The 25,833-nt window shown below is 41.8% G+C and carries 29 protein-coding genes; 19 read left to right on the top strand and 10 right to left on the bottom strand.

The annotated features are described in order from the left end of the window. Window positions 1-9: 9 nt before the first annotated feature. The 5 genes from NSQ70_RS17340 to NSQ70_RS17320 all read right to left on the bottom strand — a co-directional run bounded on the left by NSQ70_RS17340 (window position 10) and on the right by NSQ70_RS17320 (window position 4,901). Complete coding sequence (locus NSQ70_RS17340; RefSeq protein ID WP_342502304.1) at window positions 10-1,431, bottom strand: ATP-grasp domain-containing protein; 1,422 nt, start codon at window positions 1,429-1,431, stop codon at window positions 10-12. Window positions 1,432-1,446: 15 nt separating this feature from the next. Further along, window positions 1,447-2,208: an SDR family NAD(P)-dependent oxidoreductase gene (locus tag NSQ70_RS17335; RefSeq protein ID WP_116306415.1), complete on the bottom strand. Its 762-nt coding sequence runs from the start codon at window positions 2,206-2,208 to the stop codon at window positions 1,447-1,449. After that, window positions 2,205-2,912 (bottom strand): cupin domain-containing protein, encoded by a 708-nt coding sequence (locus tag NSQ70_RS17330; RefSeq protein WP_017368257.1) that lies wholly within the window; start codon window positions 2,910-2,912, stop codon window positions 2,205-2,207. Before NSQ70_RS17330 ends, NSQ70_RS17335 begins: the two co-directional genes overlap by 4 nt. Before the next feature lies 1 nt (window position 2,913). Further along, window positions 2,914-3,519, bottom strand: coding sequence for a bacilysin biosynthesis protein BacA (locus NSQ70_RS17325; protein WP_024719463.1), 606 nt, complete (start codon window positions 3,517-3,519; stop codon window positions 2,914-2,916). A 149-nt stretch (window positions 3,520-3,668) separates the two neighbouring features. Then, the gene (locus tag NSQ70_RS17320; RefSeq protein ID WP_342502303.1) at window positions 3,669-4,901 is read right to left on the bottom strand and encodes an MFS transporter; all 1,233 of its coding nucleotides are present in this window, start codon (window positions 4,899-4,901) and stop codon (window positions 3,669-3,671) included. Between the two features lie 145 nt (window positions 4,902-5,046). Between NSQ70_RS17320 and NSQ70_RS17315 the strand changes: the two genes are divergently transcribed. Further along, window positions 5,047-5,526 (top strand): Lrp/AsnC family transcriptional regulator, encoded by a 480-nt coding sequence (locus NSQ70_RS17315; RefSeq protein ID WP_056408380.1) that lies wholly within the window; start codon window positions 5,047-5,049, stop codon window positions 5,524-5,526. A 15-nt stretch (window positions 5,527-5,541) separates the two neighbouring features. On the opposite strand, the gene NSQ70_RS17310 is transcribed toward NSQ70_RS17315, so the two are convergent. Beyond that, the gene (locus NSQ70_RS17310; RefSeq protein WP_116306411.1) at window positions 5,542-6,702 is read right to left on the bottom strand and encodes an MFS transporter; all 1,161 of its coding nucleotides are present in this window, start codon (window positions 6,700-6,702) and stop codon (window positions 5,542-5,544) included. A 67-nt stretch (window positions 6,703-6,769) separates the two neighbouring features. Beyond that, window positions 6,770-7,540, bottom strand: a complete 771-nt coding sequence (gene hemQ / locus NSQ70_RS17305) for a hydrogen peroxide-dependent heme synthase (RefSeq protein ID WP_047945784.1) — start codon at window positions 7,538-7,540, stop codon at window positions 6,770-6,772. Between the two features lie 239 nt (window positions 7,541-7,779). Between hemQ and pta the strand changes: the two genes are divergently transcribed. From pta to NSQ70_RS17230, 15 genes are all read left to right on the top strand, one after another. Further along, window positions 7,780-8,751: a phosphate acetyltransferase gene (gene pta / locus NSQ70_RS17300; RefSeq protein WP_008343597.1), complete on the top strand. Its 972-nt coding sequence runs from the start codon at window positions 7,780-7,782 to the stop codon at window positions 8,749-8,751. A 136-nt stretch (window positions 8,752-8,887) separates the two neighbouring features. Continuing rightward, on the top strand, window positions 8,888-9,739 hold the full coding sequence (locus tag NSQ70_RS17295) for a MurR/RpiR family transcriptional regulator (RefSeq protein ID WP_243172961.1): 852 nt from the start codon (window positions 8,888-8,890) through the stop codon (window positions 9,737-9,739). A gap of 140 nt (window positions 9,740-9,879) precedes the next feature. Beyond that, complete coding sequence (locus NSQ70_RS17290; protein ID WP_268430415.1) at window positions 9,880-10,551, top strand: RraA family protein; 672 nt, start codon at window positions 9,880-9,882, stop codon at window positions 10,549-10,551. 11 nt (window positions 10,552-10,562) lie between these two features. Continuing rightward, window positions 10,563-11,441, top strand: coding sequence for a prephenate dehydrogenase/arogenate dehydrogenase family protein (locus tag NSQ70_RS17285; RefSeq protein WP_301232156.1), 879 nt, complete (start codon window positions 10,563-10,565; stop codon window positions 11,439-11,441). A gap of 43 nt (window positions 11,442-11,484) precedes the next feature. Beyond that, window positions 11,485-12,819: a TRAP transporter large permease subunit gene (locus NSQ70_RS17280; RefSeq protein ID WP_041507930.1), complete on the top strand. Its 1,335-nt coding sequence runs from the start codon at window positions 11,485-11,487 to the stop codon at window positions 12,817-12,819. Between the two features lie 13 nt (window positions 12,820-12,832). Continuing rightward, a complete protein-coding gene (locus NSQ70_RS17275; RefSeq protein ID WP_008343586.1) occupies window positions 12,833-13,099 on the top strand; it encodes a hypothetical protein in 267 nt (88 codons plus the stop codon). 170 nt (window positions 13,100-13,269) lie between these two features. Further along, entirely contained in the window at window positions 13,270-13,668 is a 399-nt protein-coding gene (locus NSQ70_RS17270) for a DUF5082 family protein (RefSeq protein WP_041507929.1), read from the top strand. A gap of 4 nt (window positions 13,669-13,672) precedes the next feature. Beyond that, window positions 13,673-13,951 carry a YwqI/YxiC family protein gene (locus NSQ70_RS17265; RefSeq protein ID WP_008343583.1) on the top strand — a complete coding sequence of 93 codons (279 nt, stop codon included), beginning with the start codon at window positions 13,673-13,675 and terminating at the stop codon, window positions 13,949-13,951. An 11-nt stretch (window positions 13,952-13,962) separates the two neighbouring features. Further along, the gene (locus NSQ70_RS17260) at window positions 13,963-15,750 is read left to right on the top strand and encodes a T7SS effector LXG polymorphic toxin (protein WP_342502302.1); all 1,788 of its coding nucleotides are present in this window, start codon (window positions 13,963-13,965) and stop codon (window positions 15,748-15,750) included. Further along, window positions 15,750-16,190, top strand: a complete 441-nt coding sequence (locus NSQ70_RS17255; protein WP_056704175.1) for an SMI1/KNR4 family protein — start codon at window positions 15,750-15,752, stop codon at window positions 16,188-16,190. Before NSQ70_RS17260 ends, NSQ70_RS17255 begins: the two co-directional genes overlap by 1 nt. Before the next feature lie 168 nt (window positions 16,191-16,358). Next, on the top strand, window positions 16,359-16,754 hold the full coding sequence (locus tag NSQ70_RS17250) for an SMI1/KNR4 family protein (RefSeq protein WP_159160054.1): 396 nt from the start codon (window positions 16,359-16,361) through the stop codon (window positions 16,752-16,754). A gap of 236 nt (window positions 16,755-16,990) precedes the next feature. After that, window positions 16,991-17,836, top strand: coding sequence for a lipoate--protein ligase family protein (locus NSQ70_RS17245; protein WP_058337049.1), 846 nt, complete (start codon window positions 16,991-16,993; stop codon window positions 17,834-17,836). A gap of 35 nt (window positions 17,837-17,871) precedes the next feature. Further along, window positions 17,872-18,357, top strand: coding sequence for a tetratricopeptide repeat protein (locus tag NSQ70_RS17240; RefSeq protein ID WP_251185111.1), 486 nt, complete (start codon window positions 17,872-17,874; stop codon window positions 18,355-18,357). Window positions 18,358-18,548: 191 nt separating this feature from the next. Continuing rightward, window positions 18,549-20,732 carry a glycosyltransferase gene (locus NSQ70_RS17235; protein WP_342502301.1) on the top strand — a complete coding sequence of 728 codons (2,184 nt, stop codon included), beginning with the start codon at window positions 18,549-18,551 and terminating at the stop codon, window positions 20,730-20,732. Further along, window positions 20,729-20,962 carry a DUF5970 family protein gene (locus NSQ70_RS17230; protein WP_035702387.1) on the top strand — a complete coding sequence of 78 codons (234 nt, stop codon included), beginning with the start codon at window positions 20,729-20,731 and terminating at the stop codon, window positions 20,960-20,962. The genes NSQ70_RS17235 and NSQ70_RS17230 overlap by 4 nt, the downstream gene beginning before the upstream one ends. Before the next feature lie 35 nt (window positions 20,963-20,997). Here NSQ70_RS17230 and NSQ70_RS17225 read toward each other — a convergent pair whose 3' ends face one another. After that, window positions 20,998-21,798, bottom strand: a complete 801-nt coding sequence (locus tag NSQ70_RS17225; protein ID WP_039165221.1) for an RsfA family transcriptional regulator — start codon at window positions 21,796-21,798, stop codon at window positions 20,998-21,000. A gap of 242 nt (window positions 21,799-22,040) precedes the next feature. On the opposite strand from NSQ70_RS17225, the gene NSQ70_RS17220 reads away from it, so the two are divergent. From NSQ70_RS17220 to NSQ70_RS17210, 3 genes are all read left to right on the top strand, one after another. After that, window positions 22,041-22,262 (top strand): DUF1450 domain-containing protein, encoded by a 222-nt coding sequence (locus tag NSQ70_RS17220; RefSeq protein WP_003215259.1) that lies wholly within the window; start codon window positions 22,041-22,043, stop codon window positions 22,260-22,262. 170 nt (window positions 22,263-22,432) lie between these two features. Then, window positions 22,433-23,734, top strand: coding sequence for an HD domain-containing protein (locus tag NSQ70_RS17215; RefSeq protein WP_007497716.1), 1,302 nt, complete (start codon window positions 22,433-22,435; stop codon window positions 23,732-23,734). A gap of 30 nt (window positions 23,735-23,764) precedes the next feature. After that, window positions 23,765-24,265, top strand: a complete 501-nt coding sequence (locus NSQ70_RS17210) for a YwgA family protein (protein ID WP_024719448.1) — start codon at window positions 23,765-23,767, stop codon at window positions 24,263-24,265. 104 nt (window positions 24,266-24,369) lie between these two features. Here NSQ70_RS17210 and NSQ70_RS17205 read toward each other — a convergent pair whose 3' ends face one another. Both NSQ70_RS17205 and NSQ70_RS17200 read right to left on the bottom strand, forming a co-directional pair. After that, window positions 24,370-25,113 carry an amino acid ABC transporter ATP-binding protein gene (locus NSQ70_RS17205; protein ID WP_159160051.1) on the bottom strand — a complete coding sequence of 248 codons (744 nt, stop codon included), beginning with the start codon at window positions 25,111-25,113 and terminating at the stop codon, window positions 24,370-24,372. Beyond that, window positions 25,110-25,820 carry an ABC transporter permease subunit gene (locus NSQ70_RS17200; protein WP_135009577.1) on the bottom strand — a complete coding sequence of 237 codons (711 nt, stop codon included), beginning with the start codon at window positions 25,818-25,820 and terminating at the stop codon, window positions 25,110-25,112. Before NSQ70_RS17200 ends, NSQ70_RS17205 begins: the two co-directional genes overlap by 4 nt. Window positions 25,821-25,833 lie beyond the last annotated feature (13 nt).

Genomic DNA, 25,833 nt, shown 5'->3' with positions numbered 1-25,833 from the left:
CCTCTCTTTCTATCCCTTCACTAATTCATCCATTAACTGAATCGTTGCCTGTTTCTGAATGTTGCGGATGGACGCCGCAACGTCTTGTGAGGATGATCCTTTTAATTCAAGAGATACGATTCCATTAAAAGCTTCAAATAAAGCAAGATCCACCATAGTCCCTTTGGCAGGGAATGATTGACTGACAATCGCAGTATCTCCAACGAATGCCTCCTCTGGAATAGACACATGATCAATGGTGATATGTGTGGCTTCAGGTGGGATATGCCCACTCTCTTTAAAATGCTGGGGGTACAGGTGGCAGTCCGCTACATAAAATGTATGTCCAGAAAGCAGCTGTTTTGGCAGTACAGCCTTTTTACCATCAACTAATACATCAATCAATAGCTTGGCCATATCGACGCCAAAGACTTTTTTAATATTCGGGATCATATTCCAGCCAGCGAATCGAGCCGCTGATTCGATCAATCCAGTTTCTCGATTTTTCATGAGTTTGATTTCTGTATGGGTTGCACAATGTTCAAGACCTAGTCCTTCATTTGCCTTTCTTGCTGCTTCAATGATGATTTGCTTTGCTTCATTGTCTAAGATCGTCGGAGTGATATGAGCCGTTTCTGTAAAGCCGATTTGAGGGGTTTTATCATGTATGACAAAAGGGAGATATTCGCCCTCTACGACCAGCCCTTCTACACTGACATAATCAGCATATCCTTCATCTTCATACCAATCTTCGTAAGCACCCTCTAAATACGTTTCAGCGACAAACGGTGCTTCATACGTGACAGCGTCTGGGACTGGTATGGTTTCCAAATACGATTGTACTTGTAAAAACAGATCATCACTTCCAGCCTTGTCATGAAACAAGGTGACGCCAATAGAACTGGCTAAATATGTAGGCTTTAAAATGAGCGGTGTTCCGATAGACTCAATGGCTTTTTGGAAATCAGATAAAGTCGTGACAGGCTGAGTTTTCACCGCTTTGACGCCAGAGGCGTTGAATGCAGCCCTCATTTGGCTTTTATCACGCGCCATTTCGGCTGCCTTGACACCGGCACCTCGCAGCCCAAGACGTTCAGCGGCCTTTGCCATCGGTGCAATGAATAATTCATTATTGGTCGTGATTGCATCTGCTTTGAAAAAGGAAGCCACTCGAATGAAGTCTTCCACAACTTCTTCTTCTGATTTTGGATAATCATCATGTGCCCAGTAAATAGAATCAGGGTGTTCAAAAGAAGGGTGTGTATCAAAATAATCACGGTCTTTGATGACCGCAATGGAGTATTTTTCGATTAGCTCGGCATGTCCCTTTGTAATTGCAAAGGGTCTCGGGATATAAGAAACGATATGATACGATGCCGCCACGCTTTCATAAAACATATGGGGCGGGCACCCACCTAGATCAGCAATGACAAGTACAGTTTTTTTACTCAATGAAAGCACTCCTTTTTATCTAGCGGTGTAACCTCCGTCTGCTGTGACGACACTTCCAGTCATATAGCTGGATAGATCAGAGGCGAGAAAGAGCATCACGCCAGCAATTTCTTCAGGTTTTCCAAGCCGCAGCATAGGGTTCACCTTTGCCTTTTCCTTTTTGACGATCTCGAGACTTTCTGTGTGGTTGTCTAAAAAGGACTTCTCGTTTAATGGTGTATCAATGATGCCAGGGGCAATACAATTCACCCTGATTTGATGAGCGGCATAGTCAATGGCCATTGATTTGGTGAGCTGAATGACACCGCCTTTTGTTGCATTGTATGCCGGAATGTCAGGCCAGCCCACAAGACCTCCGACAGATCCGGTATTGATAATACTTCCACTCTTCTTTTCAAGCATATGCGGCAAAGTATGCTTACTCATGAGAAAGACGCCGGTCAGGTTGACCTGAAGAATACGATGCCAATCCTCCAGTGCCATCTCATGAATAGGTGAGACAATTTCGATGCCTGCATTGTTAATGAGGACATCAATGGCACCGAATCGGCTCAGCACGCTCTGAACGGTTTGGTGACAGTCAGACTCCTTCGTAATATCTGTTTTAAAAAATGAAAGGTGCTCATGCGGCAATGATTCAATTAGTTGGTTGCCGCTGCTTTCATTGATGTCAGCGACAGCTACTTTTGCTCCATGCTCGAGGAAGAGCTTGACAGCAGCAAGCCCAATCCCCGACGCACCCCCTGTAATGAGGACAACTTTTCCATCCAGCTTCATTTCTTCACCTTAGATGCCTTTGGTTTTAAGCGATTATAGCGAGGAGGGAAGAAGAGATTAATAGACTTTGATGCTTCTGGCTTTGGGTTGATGGCCCCATGATCTTCCCGTGGATCACAGAAATAGGTGGTGCCAAATTCCATCTTTTCTGTAAAGCCTTCGATTGTCATATCATACCCTCCACTGATGCAAATGCCGATTTGTTCATTTCTATGTTTATGAAAAGGCATTTCTCCACCGTTTCCAGGGATATTGGCAATCATCAGCTCCATCCAATCCTCCACAAAAAAAGTCACTTCCATGCCAGGGAGTAAATCCCGTGTTTTGAAAATGTCTAAGAAATAAGTGGGGGGAGCTGTATATTCTTCGTCATCCTTTAATCTCTTAATATCAATGGCGATCACTTCTTCATCTGTCAGATTTGAAGCGCCGTGAGGGACAAACGGTGGTGCGATATAGGCTGATTCTAATGGGGTGAGCAGTTGAGTCGATTGGCCGACAGTCATTTGAAGCTCGCCCTTTAACACAATACCGATTTGTGCTTCGGGATGTTCGTGAGGTTCAATAATCGTGCGGGGAGGGACGTATGAAATTAACACTTCCGTACCGCCTCTTACAGTGGAATATTGGATAACGCCATTATCCCATTCTAATTTTTTCGCTTGAGGAAAATACCGTTCTTGCGTCTTTTGTTCAGTTTGCATCTTATATCTCTCCTTTTCCGAATATGGACCAGCTCATGGGTATACTTTTAAACGTTCGAATGAAGATGAGGCCATATGTGGCTCTTGCCACCTCATTCGTTAAAGCAAAATCAAATTCGCCGTCTCTTACTTTCTGCGCGGCAGTACTTGTAGAATTAACAAGTTCAAATTCAGCATTTTGGTGAATGAAATATTGAATTAAATTGACAGGTGCAGGATGTGAGACAATTTTTAAATGGTGGAGCATTTGTTCATTGAATGGGAAATCAGGTCTGACAGCCAAACCATACATGGGCGTGTCACATCTGAAAATTTGTAAAAGCTGTAGATCTGGTCTCATGTAGAAGTGTTTGATGCCTTCATATGCGTGTGGGACGAGAGTAAATTGAAGTGGTTGAGAGAGAGTATGTTCAATGCAAGTTTCGAATGTGTCATAAAGGGATAGTTTCGTATGAGTACCGAGTGTAGTGGTGGATTGAGAGATGAAATGTTTTGCTGCGTATTCACTGCTTGTCCCCTTAGGGCCTAGAGTGTTGACTGTAAACATCTTAGGTGAAGGGCTTGGCTCTTCTTTGAAATGAAACACATCATCATTCTTTAGAATCATGTTTACCATCCAATCTTTTTCAAAATTTTACTAGATTATAAAATTTAAAATTGGTAATTGTCAACAAATTTCATAAAAAATGTAATATATGATGATATCAAAAATTGATCTAAAAAACTGCACATATCGAGATGTGCAGTGAAATGTGCTTACGTTTCAAGTGTAGTTGGCTGTTTTTTCTGTAAGGTGCGTTCTCGTTTATAGCTGACGAAGCTGATGATAAAACCAACAAGTGTGATCAATGCACAGACAAGACCTACCGTATGATATCCGAAATGGACATAAACGGGTCCCATCAGTGCGGAACCGAGCATAACAGCAAAGTTGGAGGCCAGGCTGTAAAAAGCCATCACTTTCCCGCGATGGGTTTGAGAGCAGTCGCTTAGAACGGTGCTTAGAAGCGTGACAGATAAGCTTTGCATAGCACCCCAAATAAATAGGGCGAAAATCAGCAACATCCACGAGAATGGCGCATAAGGAAGCAAGGCTAGAACAAGCGCAATTCCACCCAGCACGAGGACAAGGGAACGGGTTTTACCGAACCAGTCTGCTAATTTTCCAGTAAACATACTCATAGAAAAGCCGACGCCATAAGCCATAATAAGAAGTCCAGCTGTTGATTGTCCGCCATCAAACAGACTTTGCAAATAAGCACCTAAAAACGAGTACATGCCGTAAAATCCAAGCATATTGCAAAACGTCACAGTCAAATAGGCAGGCACACGATCAATTTTCAAAGCTCCCCATAAAGAGCCTGTTTTCTCTCTAGCTTGAGGTGCCTTCGGATCAGCTGCTCTGACTTGTTTTCTTGATTCAAGGATGACGAGCAGCAGGACAATGAGACTCATCATAGCGAAGATCCAAAACGTCCAGCGCCAGTTTAAACTCTGGCCGATAAAGGCGCCAATGGGCACACCAAGGACAAGAGAAAGAGACCAGCTCGAAACAATAAGTCCCATCACTTTGCCGCGATATTCGTATGGAACCCGGTCGCCCACAAGAGCATAGGCTGTTGGCACAAATACACCAGTTGCCAGCCCAGAAATAGCACGACCTGCAAAAAACACGGCCAAATTTGGGGCAGCAGCACACATCACTGTTCCAATCAAAAAGAAAGACAGCCCAATCATCAAACACAGCTCTCTTGAATATCGGTCCCCTAAAGGAACGAGCAGCGGAGCTCCAACCAACACAGCTAACCCATAAATGCTGATGGAAAGAGCGAGAACATCAAGAGAGTGCTGAAAGGAGTTTGATAAATCAGGCAGCAGTGGTGAAATCACCAGTTCCTCCGATCCCGCCGCAAAAACGCCAAGTGTGAGTGCAATGGCAAGTGTGATGGGAAATGTTTTAGAAGCCTGGCTGTCTAAAGATTCTTTCATCAAGTGATCCCTCCATACTTGCTTTTTCATTCAATTCCGTTAAAATAAATTCTACCATTATTTAGTTTTATTTTACATTTCGTATCATAAGTATCATCATAAAATACTTTTCAAATGGAACGATTTTGGGATAGGAGCGTAACGAATGAAAATCACCGATGTGGATGTGCATATTTTAAACGAATTGAGAGAAGATGCCCGCTTATCAATGAGGGAATTGTCCAAACGAGTGAATTTATCAGCACCTGCGGTAGCAGAAAGAGTACGAAAACTAGAGGATGCAGGGATTATCGAAGGGTATTCTGTTCAAGTCAATTATAAAAAGCTCGGTCTGATGATAGACTGTTTACTGGAAGTCACCGTATTAAATGGGGAGTATCAGCGTTTTGTGACATTTATGAACCAGCATCCACGTGCGTTCTTTGCTTATCGGGTGGCAGGGCAGTCCTGTTTTTTCATTAAGCTGTCTGTTTCTTCTCTTGAAGAAATTGAAGCGTTTATTCAAGATGTGTCTGGCTTTACAAAAACGGTCTCCCATATTGTCTTGTCAGAGCACTCTTTTTCTCACCCCATTCAGGAACGTGTGAAACAAATAGAAGAGCCAGAAATGACCGTGGTGAAATAGAAAAAGGACCTGCCCTCAGGTCCTTTTGATTCGTTTATCTGACTGATAGCTCATGATCGTAATGATCAATCCAATGAATGTTACACCTGCCGCAAAGAGCGGGACAAGCTGTAAATGTGTGATTTCGATAGCAAGACCGCCAAGCGCTGCACCGCCGGCATTTCCAATATTAAAGGCAGAATGACTGAGCGTTGATGCGAGTGTCGGGGCTTCATGTGCCATGTTCATCGTGCGGTATTGCAAGGTAGGAACGAGAATAAATGAAATAATTCCCCAAACAAAAATCGTCAGCACGGCAGGCACTTTAAAGGCAGATGTATATGTGAATAACAACAGGACAACCATCAGCAAGATCAATGTGACGATAATACTCGGCATCAGCTTCCAGTCCGCAAGTTTTCCACCGACTAAATTCCCAATGGTGACCCCAAGCCCAAAGAGGACAAGAATGAGGGTGACCCCGTTTTCCTGAAAGCCAGTCACTTGCAGCAGGATCGGGCTGATATACGTAAAGGCGGTAAACACACCCGCAAAACCGAATATCGTCATCGCAAAGGAGACGAGAACCTGCGGCTTTTTCAACACCGATATTTCATTTCGAATATCTAATACTTCTTCTTTCGATTGATTGGGTACTAAACTGATAATACCGATTAAGGAAATGAGACCAATGACGGCAATGACGAGAAATGACATGCGCCAGCCGAATTGATTTCCGATAAAGGTGCCAAATGGCACACCCAGTACATTGGCTACTGTCAGTCCTGTAAACATGAAGCTGATCGCACTTGCGCTTCGCTCCTTAGGAACAAGCCGTGCAGCCATAATGGCGCCGACACCAAAGAAGGTACCATGAGCAAATGACGTTAAAATACGTGCAGCCATCAAGAGACCATAAGAAGACGATACAGCTGCGACAGCATTTCCTGCTACGAAAAGAATCATTAATAGAATGAGGAGACGTTTTCTCGACATTTTTCCAGTTGATAACGTTAAAATAGGGCCGCCAACTGCGACACCGAGTGCATATCCGGTAATCAGCTGACCTGAAGCCGAAATAGATACATGAAGATCATTTGCGACATTTGGCAAAAGTCCCATGATCACAAATTCAGTCATGCCAATCGAAAACGCACCGAGCGTTAACGCAAAAATAGCGATGGGGAAGTTTTTCATGATGAGATCACCTTTCTAAACAAATACATAAAAAGGCTCCGGAGAGATCCGAAGCCTTAAGAGTTTATCATACATGGAAATAAGACGCTAGCTGCTCGTTTGCTAATCGGTTTCCAACAAAGAAGGAACCAAATTCGCCGTAACGTGCACTCACTTCATCAAATCGCATTTCGTAAACCAATTTTTTAAATTGAAGCACATCATCAGAGAAAAGAGTGACGCCCCACTCATAATCATCAAAGCCAACAGAACCTGTAATGATCTGTTTTACTTTCCCAGCATAGCTTCTGCCAATTAAACCATGGCTTCTCATAAGGGATTTACGTTCATCCATTGAAAGCATGTACCAGTTGTCATTGCCAGAACGTCTTTTATCCATTGGATAGAAACAGACATATTGAGAAGAAGGAAGCTCTGGATAGAGGCGCGCACGTACATGCGGGTTCTCGTAAGGGTCTCCGCCATCTCCGCCTCCTGCTAAGTAGTTGCTGAGTTCAACAACTGACACGTAAGAATAAGCTGGAATCGTAAACTCTGCTAGTCGTGTCTTGTTAAATTCAAGTTCAATTTCACCCAGCTCTTCCATGGTCGGACGTAAAATCATGAGCATAATATCTGCTTTTTGGCCGACAATACTATAGATTGCTTGGCTTCCAGCCTGATTGTGCTCGGCTGTTTTCCATTTTTCTAATAGACCTGTGAACTCATGAATGATGGCTTGACGCTCATCGCTTGTCAGCAGCTTCCAAGCTGTCCAGTCGATCGTTCTAAAATCATGCAGTGCATACCAGCCATCTAGTGTTTGAGCTGCTTCATTTGTTGTATGTTGTTCGCTCATTTCTTTCACTCCTATTTACAGTTTTCCATCTGTTCCAACTATAACATAGTTTGTCCAAATGAAGATGTGATCAAAACTTGAACGACGAAAACGCTTTTCTAGAAATTGATTTAATTAGTTTGAAAAATAAGAATTTAAATTGTAAGCGCTATAATGTAAGTTGGTAGTTTGAATTTATGTAGAAGAAGAGTATGCTTAAAAGAGAACGCTTTTTTTGTAAAATCAAGGAGGGTATTGAAGTGGCAGATATTTTTTCAACAGTTCAGGAAAAGGTTGCAGGTAAAGGAGTTAAGATCGTTTTTCCTGAGGGAATGGACGAACGCATTCTAACAGCCGTTCAAAAACTAGCAGATGGCAAAGTATTGCAGCCAATTGTTGTAGGTAAGAAGGAAGAAGTAGAAGCAAAAGCAAAAGAATTAGGTCTTACACTTGATGGTGTTGACGTGTATGATCCTCATACATATGAAGGTTTTGAAGATCTTGTACAAGCTTTCGTCGAAAGACGTAAAGGCAAAGCGACAGAAGAGCAAGCGAGAAAAGCATTACTGGATGAAAACTACTTCGGTACAATGCTTGTGTATAAAGGTCTTGCAGACGGCCTTGTAAGCGGAGCAGCACACTCAACTGCTGACACAGTGCGCCCAGCACTTCAAATCATTAAAACAAAAGAAGGCGTAAAGAAAACTTCTGGCGTCTTCATTATGGCTCGCGGCGAAGAGCAATATGTGTTTGCTGATTGTGCGATCAACATTGCACCAGACAGCCAAGATCTTGCTGAAATTGCGATCGAAAGTGCAAACACAGCAAAAATGTTTGACATCGAACCACGTGTAGCAATGCTTAGCTTCTCTACAAAAGGTTCAGCAAAATCAGACGAAACAGACAAAGTATCTGAAGCGGTTCGCATTGCAAAAGAAAAAGCACCTGAGCTTGTTCTTGATGGAGAGTTCCAATTCGATGCAGCTTTCGTTCCTTCAGTGGCAGCGAAAAAAGCACCAGATTCCGTCATCAAAGGCGATGCTAGCGTATTTGTTTTCCCTAGCCTTGAAGCTGGAAACATTGGCTACAAAATTGCCCAGCGCTTAGGTAACTTTGAAGCTGTAGGTCCAATCCTACAAGGTCTAAATCAGCCAGTAAACGATCTTTCAAGAGGCTGTAATGCCGAAGACGTTTACAATCTTGCGCTTATCACAGCAGCTCAAGCACTATAAAATAGCATCTCGACTAGAGCAGTCAGTACGATAGATTCGTGCTGGCTGTTTTTTTATTTTGTCCAAATGTGTACAATAAAGAGTGAAGAGAAAACACGAATCGTAGATAAAGCCGATAGGATAGGCAGGTGCTATAATGGAGGATTTAATATATAAACTTCAGCATAAGGTCGCATTTTTAACCGATGCGCAGAGGAGAATTGCAGATTATATCGTACAAAATCCAATGGAAGTCGCTTTTTTAACTGTCGATAAATTGGCGTCAAAAGTCGGGACGAGTACAGCAACGATCATGCGATTCTCTGCTGCTGTGGGGTATTCCGGTTTTTCTGAGTTCCAAAAAGAGCTTCAATCAGCTATGAAGCATAAAGCCGACCCTCAAACGAGACTTGAAGCGAATCTCAAGCATTCAAATAAGAATAAGCTCTTGCATGACCATGTAGAACTTCAATTTCAAAATATCCAGTACGCACTAGACAATATCACGGAAGAAACCTTTCAGCAGATTGTTGGGAAAATAGCCAGCGCACGCCACGTTTTGTGTACAAGTGTTCGAAGTGGAAGACCTGTTGGCGAATACATGTCGTTAGGAATCAATCGGCTATTGGGGAATTGCCAGTATATTGATGCAGATCAAAGTGACTGGGTGGATGATTTGGTTCATTTCAACTCGGGTGATTTCATTATAGCTGTCAGCTATCCGCGCTATGCAAAGCGTATGAAAGATTTGATGGAAGCAGCGAAGTCTTATGGGGTGGAAGTCCTTTTAATTACAGACAGTTACAGCTCTCCATTAACCAAATATGCACAATATGTATTACCATGTTCCTCAGCAAGTGTAGGCTCTCATAACTCTGTCGTATCTGCTATCTTTATCGTCGATTACATTTTAAGTGCCTTAGCGATGAATGATCCTGAAAGAACAAAACCACGTTTAGATCAAATCAATCATATGTTAACGAAAATGAGTTACCACACAACACATTAGTCGTGTGGAACTCATTTTTTATTTTTGAAAGCGCTTTACTAAATAAAAATGAGGTGGTATGATCATATCACAAAAGTAATAAATATTACTTTAATAAAAATAAGTGTAATGAATATAACTCAAAGGGGATGATGGAAACAATGAGTACTGTTCATTTCGTGTCGAAGGATCTTATCGCTAGGGCAAAAAAGCTTAACTCGACCTTGCTGTCAGACGTAATGGGGTGCACTGGCGCGATGGATCATCAAATCAAACCAGTTGCGAAAGGCATGAATGTAGTCGGCCCAGCTTTTACTGTTAGCTTACGGCCAGGGGATAATTTATTTCTTCATCAAGCGATCTACTCTGCTAAAGAAGGAGATGTACTGATTGTTGACGGGAAAGACCATAAGGGTCATGCCTATTTAGGGGAATTGATGGCACATTCAGCAAAGGCTGTAGGAATAGAAGGAATCGTGATTGACGGGCTCGTTCGCGACAAACTCGCTTTAGAGGAGCTGGCTTTGCCAATCTACAGTAAGGGATTTATGCCAAACGGACCTTATAAAGATGGTCCTGGGGAATTGAATCAAACCATCTCGTGCGGCGGTGTTAAAGTAGCCCCAGGTGATTTAGTCATTGCTGACGATGATGGAGTCGTCATCGTTCCAAAGGAAAAGGCGGAACACCTGCTGACGCTAGCGGAAGAGAAACAAACGTATGAACATCAGAGACTAAAAACGATTCAACAGTATGTGGACGAAGGAAAGCAAGACATCAGTCTCTTAGCACCGGCATGGCTGGAAGGCAGAATGAAAAAATTTCAGGAATAGGGGAATCGGTGATGAAAATAGGCTTTATCGGATATGGTGAAGCGGCATATGAGCTGTCAACGGGATTGAAAACAGAAGGATTAAATCAATTTTATGCGTATGATGTCCTATTACAAAATGAGAAATTAGCTGGCTCGTTGAAAGAAAAAGCATCGCAAACAGGCGTTCAATTAACGAGCAGTATTAGCGAACTCATTGAGAAATCTGATCTTGTGATTGCAGCTGTACCAGCGAATAAAACCTTAGAAGTGGCACAATCTGTATCGGGAAGTTTGAAAAAGAATCAATTATATGTAGATGTATCGGCATCAACACCAGACATCAAAAAACAAGTAGCAAACGAAATTGAAAAGAAAGAAGCGCTATTTGTAGATGCCGCCATGCTAGGGTCTCTTCCAGTCAACAAACACAAGGTTCCGATCACGGCAAGCGGCAGTGGAATTGACCAATTCATGAAAGTCATGAATGCTTATGGCATGAATATCACAAAAATTAGTGACCAGCCAGGAGATGCTTCGGCACTAAAGCTAATCAGAAGCATTTATATGAAGGGGATTGTCGGTCTCTTGATTGAATTTTTGGAAATTTCCAAAAAATATAATGTGGAACATCAAGTGATTTCTTCACTAAGCGATACAATCGATAGCAAAAGTTTTGAAGAGACCATGAATCGTCTTGTGACAGGGAGTGCATTGCATGCAAAAAGACGGGCAGTAGAGCTTCTTGGCTCTATTGAAATGCTAGATGAAGCAGAGATTGATGCCAGTATGTCTCGGGCAGCACAAAAGAAGCTTGAGAAATTAGCAGACTTTCACTTTGCTGAACGATTTGACGGGGTAAAACCTGCTAGCTGGGAAGAAGTCATTGACGTGATGCAGCAAGGGGAATGATTTGTAAGCGTTTTATTTAATGAAGGGGAGGCGAAGAAACGATATGGGTTTTATTGCGTTGATTGTATTCATAGCTGTCATCATTATATGGAATGTCGTCGTGAAGCGGAATATGGGAGAAGCCATGCTATTAGGCTTTATTGCAACCACATTATTTGGCGGATTGGATGCGTTTAGACTTTTCTGGGATGGTTTAATATTTGCATCCACATATGAGGTGCTTTATGCAGCTGTCGCATTTGTATTCATGGCCTATTTAATCGAAAAGTTGGAATTAATTCATGCACTCTTACGAATCCTAAATTCGGTTGTAGGCAAACTTCCTGGTGGAGCGGCTTATATGAGTACGTTAGGTTCAGCAGTGTTAGGCGCTCTTTCAGGTTCAAATTCTGCAAACACAGCTGCGACTGGCTCTATCACGGCCTCTTGGATGATTAAATCCGGGTGGAGCCGGACCCATACGGCCACGATTCTAGCAGGGAATGGCGGACTTGGAGCGGCACTGCCTCCGAACTCTTCCATGTTTATCATGCTTGGGTTTGCACCAGTTGCCGCCCTTGTATCTGAGGGAGATTTATATATTGCCCTTCTAATAGGAGGACTGTATCAAGTCGTATACCGATTTATTTTGGTGTATCTTCTGGTGAAAAAGAATAAAATCCAGGCCATGCCGCCAGATGATATTCTTCCTTTCTGGGAAGCTGTGAAACAAGGGTGGAAGTCGATCTTTATTTTTTTCGGTGCCTTGATTCCTATCATTGTCACGATTGGTCCTCTGGCAAACTATTTAAAAAGTAATCCAAACATCGGACCAGAGGCAATGGATCAAATATCTTTAATTACATGGATTCCGATTCTCATGATGCTGATTAGTTTAACAATTGGAAGAAGCAAGGCGTCTGCTTTAGATTGGTCTCAATTTTTCAAATCAGCCATTCCTAAATTCACAACGATTGGCGCCTTGATGCTGTTTGCAGTGGCTGCTAGTCAAGTGCTTGCTGAATTAGGACTCGCAGAAGATTTGACGCAAATCACATCAGTACTTGCCATTCCGAAATGGCTCATGGTGCTCATTGTGGGTGTTCTTGTCACACTGGTGGCAGGCCCTCTATCTTCAACAGCGACATTAACAGCGGTTGGGCTTGTCTCATTTTCAGCTTTAATCTCAGTTGGAGTGGACCCAGTTGTGGCTGTAGTTGCCATTCTTGCTTTTTCATCAACTGAAGGCGCTTCCCCGCCTGCATCAGGGTCCATATTTATCGCTTCTGGTCTAGCAGGGGCCAGACCAGAAAAAACCTTTATCCCACTGATCCTCTATTATATGCTTCCGATCGTTGGCATTGGCTGGCTCATTGGAATGGAGATACTTCCCGTATAGAAAGGAGAAACAGATGAGAGTATTGATGGAATTCTTATTTAAAGTGCTGCTTGTCCTATTCCTAACGTCAGGAACGTTGTTGGTATTCGGTCAAATACTAGGAATTCTCTTGCAAAAGGGAGATATGATCATTGCTAGTACGAACCTATTTAAAAACCCAACACTGGTGTTAAGTGCCTTTTTTAGCCTTGTCGGGTTTTCACTCCATTATATCCCTGAGAAGAAAGACGCTGCATGTAACGATCATGACTCAGCATCAGTCACTGAAACTTTAAAATAAGCATCAAAAGCTGGATCCTATCGAAGGATTCAGCTTTTTTATGTGAATTAGGTATAAAAACCCAATACATACGATTCATTTTTTATTGAATTCGTTTTCAATCATATGCCTCTTGTGCTAGTAAATGGTAACATAACGGAGGACTATTTGAGGAATAGAGGTGTTTGACGATGTCTGGAGCTATCATCGGTTATACAACAGCCTTGTATTCGTTAAAGGCAGACATATCCATAAAAAAAGAACAAATCATAGAACTGAACATGTGTCGAAAAGAAATCAAAGAAGCAAAGTCTGCTCTGGCAGATGCTAACAAGAAAATGACTCATCCAGATCTGACATCACATACATGGTTTGGCCATCTCGCAGATACGTTTGATGACATTCGAGACGAGATGGCATCCGCCAGTCAAGAGATAAAAAGTGTACAGCTAACCAATCTATTGAATCGAATTGATGAGAAAATCAGCGACTTAAAATCAGAGATCCATTCATTAGAACATGAAATTCATTCGGTTGAAAGAAAAATAGAGAAAGAAAAGCAAAAACAACTGGAAGAAAAAAGAGGGTAGTCACATGAGCAGAGAAATTAAAATAGATGCCAGTCAGGTCAAACGAGTATTACAGCATGCAAAACAATCAGGCGCTCAAATGAATGCAACACTTCCAACAACCATCAAAGGAAGAAATCAGCTCCTGACGGCAGACACATTAGAAAAAATCAATCAGCAGCTGAACGAATTAAGTACATCCTATATAGACATTCTTCAGAAACAACTTGTACAAACAGAACAAGCGGTGAACACCATGATCGAAACGGACAAGGCGCTTGCTTCCAGCAGTAAAAGAAAATAAAGGAGAACGCAATGAAAACCCTTGATGCTTTTGCGCTAATAAACGGAATTGACCAAACGCTGAATACATTAAAGCAGCAATCACAACAGATTAGCTCCATAGAAAAACAAATCCAACAGATCATCTCACTTGATGGCGCACTAAAGGGAGAGGCGGGACAAGCCATCCGCTCCTTTTATACAGAATGCCATATTCCCTTCCTGCAATTTTTTCAGGTTGTCATTGAGGAATACAGCTCTGCGCTCAAACAAACAAAGCAGGCACTTCATACCCTTGAATCAAATCAGCAAGGCTTTATATCACAAGCATTTATTGAACACGAACTTGATTCAGGTTTAAAAAAAGCGGAGCGAGCGATTTCTGACATCGTTTCAGATGTGAGCCAGGCGATCGGCAGGGTCAGTCATATCGTTCACTTGCCTCATGTAGACGAGTCTGCTTTTCAACAGAGCTATCAAAAAGCGTGGCTTGAGGCATCCAGAACCATTGGACTGCTCCATGCCTTTGACAGAGAACAAACAAGTGCTATGAACGAAACAACAAGTGCATTGCAAACAATGAAGCAATACATCAATACTTTAAGCACCATGTTCACTGGTCCAAAAATCGACATCACGAGCTATCAAAAGGGATCTATTTTCAAAAATGGAAAAGAAGAAAAAATAAGCAGCACGATCAGCGGATTGAATGACAAAATAGACAACACGAAAGAAAACCCGATGATGATCATGCTGAAGAAGCTGAGAGAGAAACAACAGGCGAATGTGGAGACGGTTGTTCGGGACGAATCTCATAAAAACATTAATCAACAAGTCACAGCAAACGATCCATCACTTACGACATTGCAAAGGGAAGCTGTGAACGGGAAAAACAAGATTCATAGAGACATCAGGGTCATAAATGGTAAACTATACAACGTCAAAGGCATTAAAAAATTAAAAGAATTCGATATAGCAGATGAAGTCGTCACCGACTCATCCGATATTGATTTTATTGGCGGCCGATACACCGTTTACGCCAATAAACAAATCATCCGAACGTATATCGCAAACGGTGAAGTTAGAATAGAAGAAGTAGACAAAATCCCAGAAAGCCGGAGCCGAGGCAATGCGAAACGCATATTAGACGGTGAAGTTGTCTCAACAACCGAAAACATCATCCTAGAATACAGCGGAATCTATGACGGTTATCGAGCCGTCACCGGCAAAGACCCAGAAACCAGCAAAAATATTAGTAGCACAGAACAAGCTCTGTCCGCAGCTTCTATTATCCCAATCGCGAAAATAGTGAAGGTAGGGAAATATGTTTTTAAGATAGATCAAGGGAAGAGTGCGGTAAAGAGGATTACTACTAGTACAGGGAGTAAGATAGATTCTGATACAATAAAAAAATATGTTAGAGATATAGAAGGACGAACAGGAAGAGAGTTACCTAAAAACCAAATAGATAATTTGAAAGCAGCATTAAGAAATAAAGAGTATAGCAAAATGTCACCTATAGAAACGGCTAAGCATCGGGCGAAATTTGATAGTGTGAAAAATAAAGTAATCAAAGAGTGGGAAAGAAATACTGGACAAAAGTGGCCAGTGTATAATGAGAATATTATTTCAGAGAAAACTGGTAAAGTAATTAGAAAAAAAGGAGATAAGTATGATGCTCACCATATAATTGAAAATACTTTTGGAGGAGAGCATGAGTGGTGGAATATGCATCCTGCAAAATTTCCAAATGAGCATCAAGCAGGTATACATGGAGCAGGTTCACCCGCAAATACATTATTTAAAGGAGTTAAAAAATAATGGGATATGAAATTATTAAGAAAAACGAAGAAAATAGTTTTTTTTTAGTAACTGAAAAAGAAATCTTAGATGTTGAAAAGGAACTTGATTTAAAGTTTCCTAAGGAGTTAATTCGTTTTTATATAGAGGTAGGTTACGGTTTTATTAATGGGTCTGAGTTTAACACTAATCGCATCATGGACCCTTATTCTGTAAGAGACTTTCGATTAAGGGCTAATGATTTTGAGTTTTATCCTGACATTGAAATCTATGATGAATTTGAGAATAACAAATTAATCTTTTTTGAAGCAAATGAGACAGCATTAATGTCAATTGAATTGAATGAAAAGGATAAAAGCGCAATATATTATTATGATATAAAAATCGCAAATTCTTTGGAAGAATTTTTAACCAAAATACAAGAAGATGATAAATATTATCTAGATTTACTAGCAGACTAATAAAAGCCTTTCAAAAGTTACTTTGCATTGATTAACTAATAGATGAGAATTGCAAAAGTCGAAATTCATAATTTTGAATATAAGTAGTATGGGTTGAGTGACCTGTTAAGTAAAATTTAAAGATAAATCAAAAGTTTATAAACATAGCACTCATCGAGGAGGATTCACATGATCGATGTAACCCAAATTCCAGGTTTAATCATCAACAAACCAGAAACTGATATAAACATCAAAGAGGTAGAATCCCAGCTAAACATGGTGCTGCCCCATGCTTATAAGACCTTGCTAAAACAGACAAATGGATGTTCCGTCGGAGGCGATGTTCTACTATACGGAACTGAGGACATAGTGGAACGCAATAAAACATGGGAAGTCCATCATTATGCCAGCGGCTATGTAGCCATTGGTGACGATGGCGGTGGGCGAGTACTTCTCATGCGGCAGGCAGAAGAGGAGAAAAAAGTGTGGATTGTCGATGCTGGTGTGATGGACCCTCAGCATGCGGAATTAGTGGCTGAAGACTTGTTAAGCTGGGTAAGTCACGGCTGTTTCATAGAAGTTTAGTCTATTAAGGAGATGATCGATTTGCCGTGGAACACATTGATCGCTGCGGGCCTCGTGGTTGGGGTTCCTGTCGTTTTGATTGCAGCTGTTTATTTCATCTCGAAAAGGAAGAACAAGAAAACCAAAGCATCCAGTTGAAAAGCTCTGTGACGTTCCTTGTCATAGAGCTTTTTTCTCTCTCATTCTCCCTCCATGTTATAATAAACACAGTTTATGAACGAGAGGATATGCAGGACATGAAAAATGAACCTATTGAGTTATTGACACAGCCGACATGGCGAATCATAGATCAATCGAGCCTTGGTCTTTATGTGGACCCGAAGCAATCTTTTGCGATGGATGATACGCTTTGTGCGTCGGTCGGGAAAGGACTCTCACCAGCGACAGCGCGTTCTTGGGTGCACCACAATACGATCGTTCTTGGGATTCAGGATACAAGACTTCCATTTCTCCAAGAGGGTGTAAAGCTTCTTGAGGAAGAGGGATATCGCGTCATTGTGCGGAATTCAGGTGGTCTTGCTGTTGTGCTGGATGAAGGCGTACTAAATGTGTCTTTAATCTTTGCGGAACAAAAGAAGGGCATTGATATTGACCGAGGATATGATGCGATGGTGGAATTGATCCGCCGGATGCTGTCGATGTATGAGGTGGACATTGAAGCCTATGAAATTGTCGGCTCTTACTGTCCAGGTAGCTACGATTTGAGCATCAATGGAAAGAAATTTGCCGGCATTTCTCAGCGTAGATTACGCGGAGGGGTCGCTGTGCAAATCTATTTGTGTGCAGATGGAAGCGGTCGGGAACGTGCTGATTTGATTCGCCGTTTTTATGAGGCGGCCTTAAAGGATAGAAGGCATGAGGTGAAAGCGGTATTCCCTGATATACAGCCTGATACGATGGCATCCCTATCAGAATTAACTGGAGAACCCATTGATTGTGCGCTTCTCATGCGTCTTTTACTAGAAGAACTTCAAAAGCTGAGCGAGCAACTGACTGCTTCAGGGTTGACCACCGAGGAACAACTGGAGTTTGAGAAGAACATGACACGGATGATTGAGCGGAATGAGAAAGTGTTCTCGTAAACATATCGTCCCATCTTAAAAATAGGGGTGATGTAATGGAAACGAAACTTCTGAAAGCTATTGAACTTCGAGAAAGTGGACAACTTCAAGAATCCAATGACATGCTCATCCGTCTTGTAGAAGAGTATCCAGATCATGCCTCCATTCACTATCAATGTGCTTGGAGTTATGATGTGTTAGGGGAGGAAAAACAAGCTGTCTTTTTTTATGAGAGGGCACTTGAACTAGGTTTGTCTTCAGAAGAAAGAGAAGATGCTTTCTTAGGATTAGGAAGTACATACAGAACCTTAGGGGAATATGAAAAGTCAAAACAAATATTCCTCCATGCGATGGAAGCTTATCCGCATAATAAAGCCATTCAAACGTTTTATGCCATGACTTTGTATAATTTAAATGAACATAGCAAAGCCATGGAAATATTACTGAACTGTTTAACTGAAACGACAAACGATCCTGCTATTTTGAGTTATCGAAAGGCCATTGATTTTTATTCAAATCAGTTAGATCGATTGTGGAAATGATTTATATAGAAATGGAGGGGCAATGTAATGGAAGAATCCCCTCCTTTGTTGTGACATTTTATATGTGATAGTTCTTTATGACATAAGAAAGAAGGAAAATGTATTGTCATTCATCACCACGTATTACCCGCTGTTTATGCTTTGTATTTTGTCTCTGTTTGATATATCGTATCCAGCCAATGACTTCTACTGTGAAAAAAATCATCATTGTGCTATGTGTGTTAACAAATGCTGCCTATATTTGCTGGCGTCTCTTCTTTACATTGCCGCATGAAGGTACTTTTAATATTGTCATGGGCATTTTGCTTGTTGTCTGTGAATGCATTGGGTTTATCCAGTTGCTTGTGTTTTATACACTTGTTTGGAAGCCTTCAAATCGGAAACAAGTCATGATCAGTGATCTTGAAAGGCTGCCAACAGTTGATATTTTCATAGCTACATATAATGAACCAATTGAGGTGCTGAAACGCACTGTTGCAGGTTGTTTGAATCTCTCTTATCCGAAGGAAAGCGTTCAAATTTATTTATGTGATGATGGCAATAGGGAAGCAGTAGAGCAGCTTGCTTCTGAGTTTGGTGTTCATTATCTGACAAGAACAGATAACAGATTTGCTAAGGCAGCTAATTTAAATCATGCGATGTCTCAAACGGATGGAGAGCTGATTCTGACACTTGATGCAGATATGGTCCCTCTTCCTTCCTTTTTAGAAAAAACAGTGCCCTATTTTCATGATGGAGCAACTGCGTTTGTTCAAGTTCCACAGGCGTTTTATAACGAAGATCCTTTCCAATATAATATGTTCTCGAAAGATCGAATTCCAAATGAGCAGGACTTTTTCATGCAAACTCTCCAAGCTGGTAAGGATCGGTTTAATGCCGTCATGTATGTTGGGAGTAATACGGTATTTAGAAGAACGGCATTAGATGAAATTGGCGGATTTGCTACTGGAGTGATTACAGAAGACATGGCAACAGGAATGCTTCTCCAAGGGAAATTCAAATCTGTGTCTGTCGGAGAAGTATTAGCCGTCGGTCTGGCACCTGAAAGCTGGCTTGATCTGTTAAAGCAAAGAGATCGCTGGTCGAGAGGGAACATTCAGTGTGCCCGTAAGTTTAATCCTTTGAAGGTGCGCGGCTTAACGCTTATGCAGCGTGTTCTTTATTTAGATGGCATTGTATATTGGTTTAACGGTTTGTTTAAAATGATTTATATTCTCACACCGATTTTGTTTTTATTGTTTGGTATTCAAAGTTTCTGGGCAGATTTCCAGTCCGTTTTCATGTTTTGGCTGCCGGCATTCTTTAGTTCCTATTTAGCATTTAAACTTGTGTCGAATCAAAAGAGAAGCATGTTCTGGAGTCACATTTATGAAAGCTCTATGGCGTTCCACCTAGCTGGTGTGGCACTCAGTGAACTGTTCCTGAAGAAACGGGTTGAATTTCTGGTGACACCGAAGGGAATTCAAACGGACAAAAGACATTTTCATTTGAAAACGATGATTCCCCATCTGATCTTCTTGCTGCTCTCATTGCTTGCCCTTGTGAAAATAGGTTACGATGTGAAGGCAAATGGGACGATGAACGCTGATCTCATGTTGATTAATATTTTTTGGGTGCTTTATAACGGTGCAGGTTTATTCATGGCACTGCTTGTGGCGTTTGATCGACCGCGTTATCGGAAATCAGAACGATTTGTCATTGAAAAAGAGGGGCATCTTCGTTCTGATCATCAAGATCAGTCGATTGCTTGTTTTCTACTAGATATGAGTGATTCAGGTGCGCGTCTATCCATTCCATTGGACCAAGCGTCTTCTCTATATCAAGGACAAACGCAATTATTTTTTTCAGAGAATGAAAGTGTGGCGTGTGATGTGGTTTGGAGCTATCCAGAGGGAGACAAGCTGATGATTGGTGTTGCTTTTACTGACACACAAAAATCAGAGTATTTATCACTGATCCGTTTCTTATTCACACGAGAGCATGTAGCGGTGACGGATCGTGAGAAAAAATCTCATGCTGTTCGGACGTTTCTCCGCTTTTTAAGAGAAACGGAGAAGGTACCAAAGGCTCTGCGTCGCAAATGGATGAGAAGGCCATTGCAAGGTGTGACAGGCACGATCGCCTATGAGGACCGACTAGAAGAGAAGGTGCCGGTGATCATACATGATATCAGTTTATCTGGGTGCAAAATTGAGTTTGAAGATTCAATTGAATTAAATGGGAAAGTGCTGATTACCATTGACACAGAGTCTCTAACGGATCAGCCGGCGATTGCAGTTTGGACATCACAAAAACGCAGACGTACAATGGCCGGACTCAAATTTGTTCAGCCTGAAATCAAGCAGATAGAAGAAAGAGAGGGAGTGGTTTCTTGAAATCTAAAAATGGCGGTTACCTCTATTTACTATGGCTTCCTGTCATCATAGGAGCCGGCTACGGCATTTCGCTTTTCGTGCCGTTTCTTCAGCCTGTACTGACGCTTGGTATCGCAGGGCTTTATATTTTTATGTTTGGTGATTTTCAGGTGAGGCAAGTCAGGTACATTTTTATGTTCGTCTTCTTGATCAATGTCCTTTTTAGCGTGATGCTATTTTTGGATATTTAAAAAAGTGCTTCCCGCAGGTGGGGAGCACTTTTTGGTTATTCAGCCATTTTTTCAAGGTTGCCGTTACGATCCATTTTAAAGGTTGGTGCGGCACTGTCGTCCTCTTCAAACAAAACTAGTTTTCTTGCACGGTTCATGATTTTGACGAGTGTTTCATAATCTTCTTGAATCGTGAGCTGATCCTTTTCAAGCTTTTTCACTTCAGCTTCTAGCTGCGACACTTTATGTGAAAGTTCATTGTTTTCTTGTTTTAACCGGCTGTTTTCCATGCGTAAGGCAGAAGATTGCTGTCCATCGCCTTCATAGCGGCGTAAGAAATCAATGATATCTTCAATGGTTAGCTCTTGGCGCTGCCCAAATGGATTGGTTTCTGGCTTTTTCTCTGTCACTTGAGAAGCCTGTGACAATAAATGTGATAAACTAGCTAACTCTTCATTGTAGCTTTGATCCACAAACTGAAGCTGTTCGGCTGTTTCGGCTGCAGGTGCAAACGTTTCTTCTTGCGCAGGTTCCAGTTCTTGAGAGAACTCTTCCTGTGTGATCGTTTCTTCAACTTGCGGCTGATAGAGCAAACGTTTTTTCGCAGGCTGCCCATTGCCGAGTGCACGCATGCGTTGTTTACGCTGTTTTTTGGCAAGTGCCAATGCTTTTTCATATTGATGCCTCACGACAGCATTCCATCTAAATCCGCATGCCGCTGAGGTACGGTTTAGCTTGTCTCCCACTTCTTCAAATGCGTTCAGCTGTGTACTGCCCTCTCTGACGTGACGTAAGACGGTTTCTGCCAGAAGGAGATCATTTTCCTCTGACCAAGCATCTTGTCTTTGTTTTGACATGTGTTTAAACCCCCATAAGATTTGATGGTATTAGATTAGCCAAGTTGAAGAAGGTTTATACAAGTTTGCTAAAAGGATAGTGGAAAATACTAGCTTTTATGTGAATACGTCTCTGTGCTGACAATGCATCTTGCAACTCCAGTCGCTTCGATGTACAATGTTGGGTGGTATATTATTCACTCTTAGTTGTCCAACTGTTTCATATAGAATGAAGTTTCATCATTGAAAGGAAGCGTAAGAACATGGCTAATGAGTTTCGCGTATGTGACGATTGTGATGCGACGAACCTAAAAACGTTATTGCCTCGACTTAAATCGGTTGACCCTGATGCAAAAATTGAGATTGGCTGTCAATCGTATTGCGGTCCAGGACGAAAAAAGGCTTTTGCGTTTGTGAACAATCGCCCATTATCCGCACCAACAGAAGATGAGTTACTCGAAAAGGTTCAAAAAAAAGTCAAATAAATGTCACTGAATGTGTTCAGTCGACCTAAAAAGAGGTCCGTCCCTGTCAGGTCGGGCTTTTTACGTCCGTTCAATCTATGAGAACACATTCGCCAGCAAATTCAAGGATGTTTTCGGGAAAAGTTACCCGATATAATAGAAACACGTCTTAAAAAAAGAGGGACGAAACGATGGCGTATCCAAAAGGGAAATTATCCGAAGAAAAGGTATTTAAAGATCCTGTGCACCGCTATGTTCACGTACGGGATGCATTGATATGGGATTTAATCGGAACGAGAGAGTTCCAGCGCCTTAGACGAATTAAACAGCTAGGCACCACTTATTTAACGTTTCATGGGGCAGAACACAGCCGATTTAATCATTCACTCGGTGTATACGAGATTGTCAGACGAATTGTGGATGATGTGTTTAAAGGAAGACCCGAATGGGATGAAGGGGAGCGTGAGCTTGTACTGAGTGCCGCCCTGCTTCATGACCTTGGACATGGTCCGTTTTCTCATTCCTTTGAAAAGGTCTTTCATTTAGATCATGAATCGTTTACAAGAGATATCATTTTAGGGCAGACGGAAGTAAATGAAGTGCTGCGCCGGGTTAGTGACGATTTTCCAAAGCATGTAGCAGAAGTCATTGCCAAAACGTATCAAAACAAACAGGTGGTCAGTTTGATTTCAAGTCAAATTGATGCCGACCGAATGGATTACTTGCAGCGTGATGCTTACTATACAGGCGTCAGCTATGGTCACTTTGATATGGAACGTATTTTACGCGTGATGCGTCCAAGAGAAGATCAGATTGTGATGAAACAGAGCGGGATGCATGCCGTAGAGGATTATATTATGAGCCGCTATCAAATGTACTGGCAAGTCTATTTCCATCCAGTGACACGCAGTGCGGAAGTCATTTTAACAAAAATTCTCCATCGTGCAAAAGAGCTGCATGAAACGGGATATATTTTCACACATGCCCCTGTGCATTTTTATTCGATTTTTGAAGGAAATGTCACCACAGAGGACTATATTAAGCTGGATGAATCCATTGTCTTATTTTATTTTCAGGCGTGGGAAGATGAAGAAGATCACGTGCTGGCTGATTTGTGCCGCCGTTTTATGAACCGCCGTTTATTCCAATATACAGAGTTTAATCCAAATGAAGAAATGACGAAATATTTCAAGCTGACGGCTTTGTTCAAAGAAGCAGGAATTGATCCTGACTATTATTTAGTGGTCGACTCTTCCTCTGATTTGCCTTATGACTTCTATAGACCGGGCGAAGAAGAAGAACGGCTGCCGATCCATCTCTTGACGCAAAGTGGTCATATTAAAGAACTGTCGAGACAGTCAGATATTGTTGACGCCATTTCCGGTAAACGAAGAACCGATCATAAACTTTATTTCCCGATGGACTTAATTGTAGATATGTCGGAAAAAGCTGAAGAAAAGAAGGCGATCATGAAGCTGCTTGGATTGGGATAAGGAAGTACTGAAAAAGGAGATGTCGGGAATTTGTTGAAAGAGCATGCAAAGTTGATGAAGGTGTTCTCTGAATCTGGGGAAATCGTTGGACGGAAGAAGCTGCAAAAAATGATTTACATAGCAAAAAAGCTAGATTTGCCTTTTTACGAGAAATACGATTTTCATTTTTATGGCCCTTATTCAGAGGAGTTGACGCTCAGAATTGAAGAGCTGTGTAACCTTGGATTCTTGGACGAAATGAAGGAAAAAAAGGGCGGATACTTTCAATATCGCTATTCGCTGACGGACAATGGGAAAGAGTTTCTCGATCAGTGTGAAGTGGACATGCCTGACCTCAAAGTGCTGACGCAGCAGATGAATGAGCAATCGTCTCGTTTTCTAGAGCTTGTCTCAACGATTTTATACTTTGACGATCTGCCAAAAGATGAGGTAAAGGAAAAGGTCTTCACCATTAAAAGCAAGCAGCGCTATACGGACGAAGAATTTGAGGCAGCCCTTGCGTATATTGATCAGTTGAAGGAATTGAACTAACGATAAGAACCAGTATGTAATAGCCAATGGCTAGAACAGACTGGTTTTTATTTTGCACGCATATAGAAACAGAAACAAGTCGACCTCATGGATCGACTTGTTTTTTAGGAATGATGATAAGAAAATCTCGCTAAAAATTGTTTTGTCCGTTCTTCCTTCGTCTGTTCAAAGACTTCTACTGGGGTGCCTGATTCAACAATGACCCCATCCTCCATGAAAATCACCCTGTCGGCAATATCATAGGCAAAGCTCATCTCGTGGGTGACGATGATCATGGTGACCCCGGTTTGTGCCACTTGTTTAATGACGTCAAGTGTTTCACCTACAAGCTCGGGATCTAAAGCGGAGGTCGGCTCATCAAACAAAATGACTTCCGGATTCAATGCAAGTGCTCTTGCAATGCCTACTCGCTGCTGCTGTCCGCCAGATAATTGATGCGGATAGGCATCTTTTTTCTCTAGTAACCCTACTTTTTTGAGCAATTGGAGGGCTGTGTCATAGGCATGGTCTTTCGGTTGTTTACGGGCAATGACTAAGCCTTCCATGACATTCTCAAGTGCTGTCTTATGAATAAACAGGTCGTATTGCTGAAAGACCATGGCTGTTTTTCGGCGAATTGCTAGAATGTCTTTCGGTTTTGCTTGATTGAATGTGACAGTGGTGTGATCAATGCTGATCTCGCCTTGATCCGCACGCTCAAGAAAATTTAAGCATCTGAGAAATGTTGATTTCCCAGAGCCGCTCGGACCTAAAATGACAACGACTTCGCCTTTTTCTACCGTTAAATCAATTCCCTTTAGAATCTGGTTTTGACCGAATGCTTTATGCACTTGTTTGATGTGAATCATGCCAATCGCCTCCTTTTGTTTTTGTGTCCATATTTCTCATATCCGGCTGTAATGGCTTCAATAGAGGCACACAGCGCCCAGTAAATAAGGGCAACAGCAATGTAGGCTTCAAGATAACGATAGTTCACATTGGCTTTGATTAAAGCGCCGTTTAAAATATCGACCACAGATACCATAGAGACGAGAGAAGAGGCTTTGATTAAACTGATGAGCATGTTGTTCAGTAAAGGAAGAGAGATGGGAAAGACTTGTGGAATGATCACTCTTCGCAACACCTGTCTGCCTGTGAAACCAACGGATAGAGCGGCATCAAATTGGCCCTTTGGGATGGACGCAAGAGAGCTTCGAAATATCTCTGATAACCCGCTGACGGCATATAAAGAAAGGGCGAAAATGGCAATCCATCGTCTATCTAAATCGCTAAAACGGATGGGCAGCGAAAGAGATGCAGCCAATTGATCGAGCGAATCGGAAAAAATAAGATAAGATACGAGCAAGATTAATACAACAGGAATGGCTTTAAAAATCGCCACAAACCATTTGAACAATGGAGACAATATAGGCACTTGATAAAAACGAATAAGGGCAATGCCAAAGCCAAAGATGGAGCCGAATAATAGCGGGAGAAAACCTAATAGCAGCGTCGTTGGCAAATAATGAAGTGCGGCTAGAAAGGCCTGAAACATAAAAGCAACGTCAAAATCCACTCAGATCGCTCCT

It is taken from the genome of Bacillus sp. FSL R5-0397 (genome assembly GCF_038593395.1).
Taxonomy (GTDB): Bacteria; Bacillota; Bacilli; order Bacillales; family Bacillaceae; genus Bacillus; species Bacillus altitudinis.
The sequence above is the reverse complement of the archived record's forward strand: the minus strand, read 5'-3'. Positions and strand labels throughout refer to the sequence as shown.

What these genes read in the sequence shown, in the direction of transcription:
- NSQ70_RS17255 (WP_056704175.1), top strand. Translation starts at nt 15,750, where the DNA reads ATGGGATATGAAATTATTAAGAAAAACGAAGAAAATAGTTTTTTTTTA.
- NSQ70_RS17325 (WP_024719463.1), bottom strand. Translation starts at nt 3,519, where the DNA reads ATGATTCTAAAGAATGATGATGTGTTTCATTTCAAAGAAGAGCCAAGC.
- NSQ70_RS17320 (WP_342502303.1), bottom strand. Translation starts at nt 4,901, where the DNA reads ATGAAAGAATCTTTAGACAGCCAGGCTTCTAAAACATTTCCCATCACA.
- NSQ70_RS17245 (WP_058337049.1), top strand. Translation starts at nt 16,991, where the DNA reads ATGAAAAATGAACCTATTGAGTTATTGACACAGCCGACATGGCGAATC.
- NSQ70_RS17265 (WP_008343583.1), top strand. Translation starts at nt 13,673, where the DNA reads ATGAGCAGAGAAATTAAAATAGATGCCAGTCAGGTCAAACGAGTATTA.
- NSQ70_RS17240 (WP_251185111.1), top strand. Translation starts at nt 17,872, where the DNA reads ATGGAAACGAAACTTCTGAAAGCTATTGAACTTCGAGAAAGTGGACAA.
- NSQ70_RS17280 (WP_041507930.1), top strand. Translation starts at nt 11,485, where the DNA reads ATGGGTTTTATTGCGTTGATTGTATTCATAGCTGTCATCATTATATGG.
- NSQ70_RS17315 (WP_056408380.1), top strand. Translation starts at nt 5,047, where the DNA reads ATGAAAATCACCGATGTGGATGTGCATATTTTAAACGAATTGAGAGAA.
- NSQ70_RS17205 (WP_159160051.1), bottom strand. Translation starts at nt 25,113, where the DNA reads ATGATTCACATCAAACAAGTGCATAAAGCATTCGGTCAAAACCAGATT.
- NSQ70_RS17335 (WP_116306415.1), bottom strand. Translation starts at nt 2,208, where the DNA reads ATGAAGCTGGATGGAAAAGTTGTCCTCATTACAGGGGGTGCGTCGGGG.
- NSQ70_RS17220 (WP_003215259.1), top strand. Translation starts at nt 22,041, where the DNA reads ATGGCTAATGAGTTTCGCGTATGTGACGATTGTGATGCGACGAACCTA.
- NSQ70_RS17225 (WP_039165221.1), bottom strand. Translation starts at nt 21,798, where the DNA reads ATGTCAAAACAAAGACAAGATGCTTGGTCAGAGGAAAATGATCTCCTT.
- NSQ70_RS17250 (WP_159160054.1), top strand. Translation starts at nt 16,359, where the DNA reads ATGATCGATGTAACCCAAATTCCAGGTTTAATCATCAACAAACCAGAA.
- NSQ70_RS17275 (WP_008343586.1), top strand. Translation starts at nt 12,833, where the DNA reads ATGAGAGTATTGATGGAATTCTTATTTAAAGTGCTGCTTGTCCTATTC.
- NSQ70_RS17290 (WP_268430415.1), top strand. Translation starts at nt 9,880, where the DNA reads ATGAGTACTGTTCATTTCGTGTCGAAGGATCTTATCGCTAGGGCAAAA.
- NSQ70_RS17215 (WP_007497716.1), top strand. Translation starts at nt 22,433, where the DNA reads ATGGCGTATCCAAAAGGGAAATTATCCGAAGAAAAGGTATTTAAAGAT.
- NSQ70_RS17260 (WP_342502302.1), top strand. Translation starts at nt 13,963, where the DNA reads ATGAAAACCCTTGATGCTTTTGCGCTAATAAACGGAATTGACCAAACG.
- hemQ (WP_047945784.1), bottom strand. Translation starts at nt 7,540, where the DNA reads ATGAGCGAACAACATACAACAAATGAAGCAGCTCAAACACTAGATGGC.
- NSQ70_RS17310 (WP_116306411.1), bottom strand. Translation starts at nt 6,702, where the DNA reads ATGAAAAACTTCCCCATCGCTATTTTTGCGTTAACGCTCGGTGCGTTT.
- NSQ70_RS17270 (WP_041507929.1), top strand. Translation starts at nt 13,270, where the DNA reads ATGTCTGGAGCTATCATCGGTTATACAACAGCCTTGTATTCGTTAAAG.
- NSQ70_RS17295 (WP_243172961.1), top strand. Translation starts at nt 8,888, where the DNA reads ATGGAGGATTTAATATATAAACTTCAGCATAAGGTCGCATTTTTAACC.
- NSQ70_RS17285 (WP_301232156.1), top strand. Translation starts at nt 10,563, where the DNA reads ATGAAAATAGGCTTTATCGGATATGGTGAAGCGGCATATGAGCTGTCA.
- NSQ70_RS17330 (WP_017368257.1), bottom strand. Translation starts at nt 2,912, where the DNA reads ATGCAAACTGAACAAAAGACGCAAGAACGGTATTTTCCTCAAGCGAAA.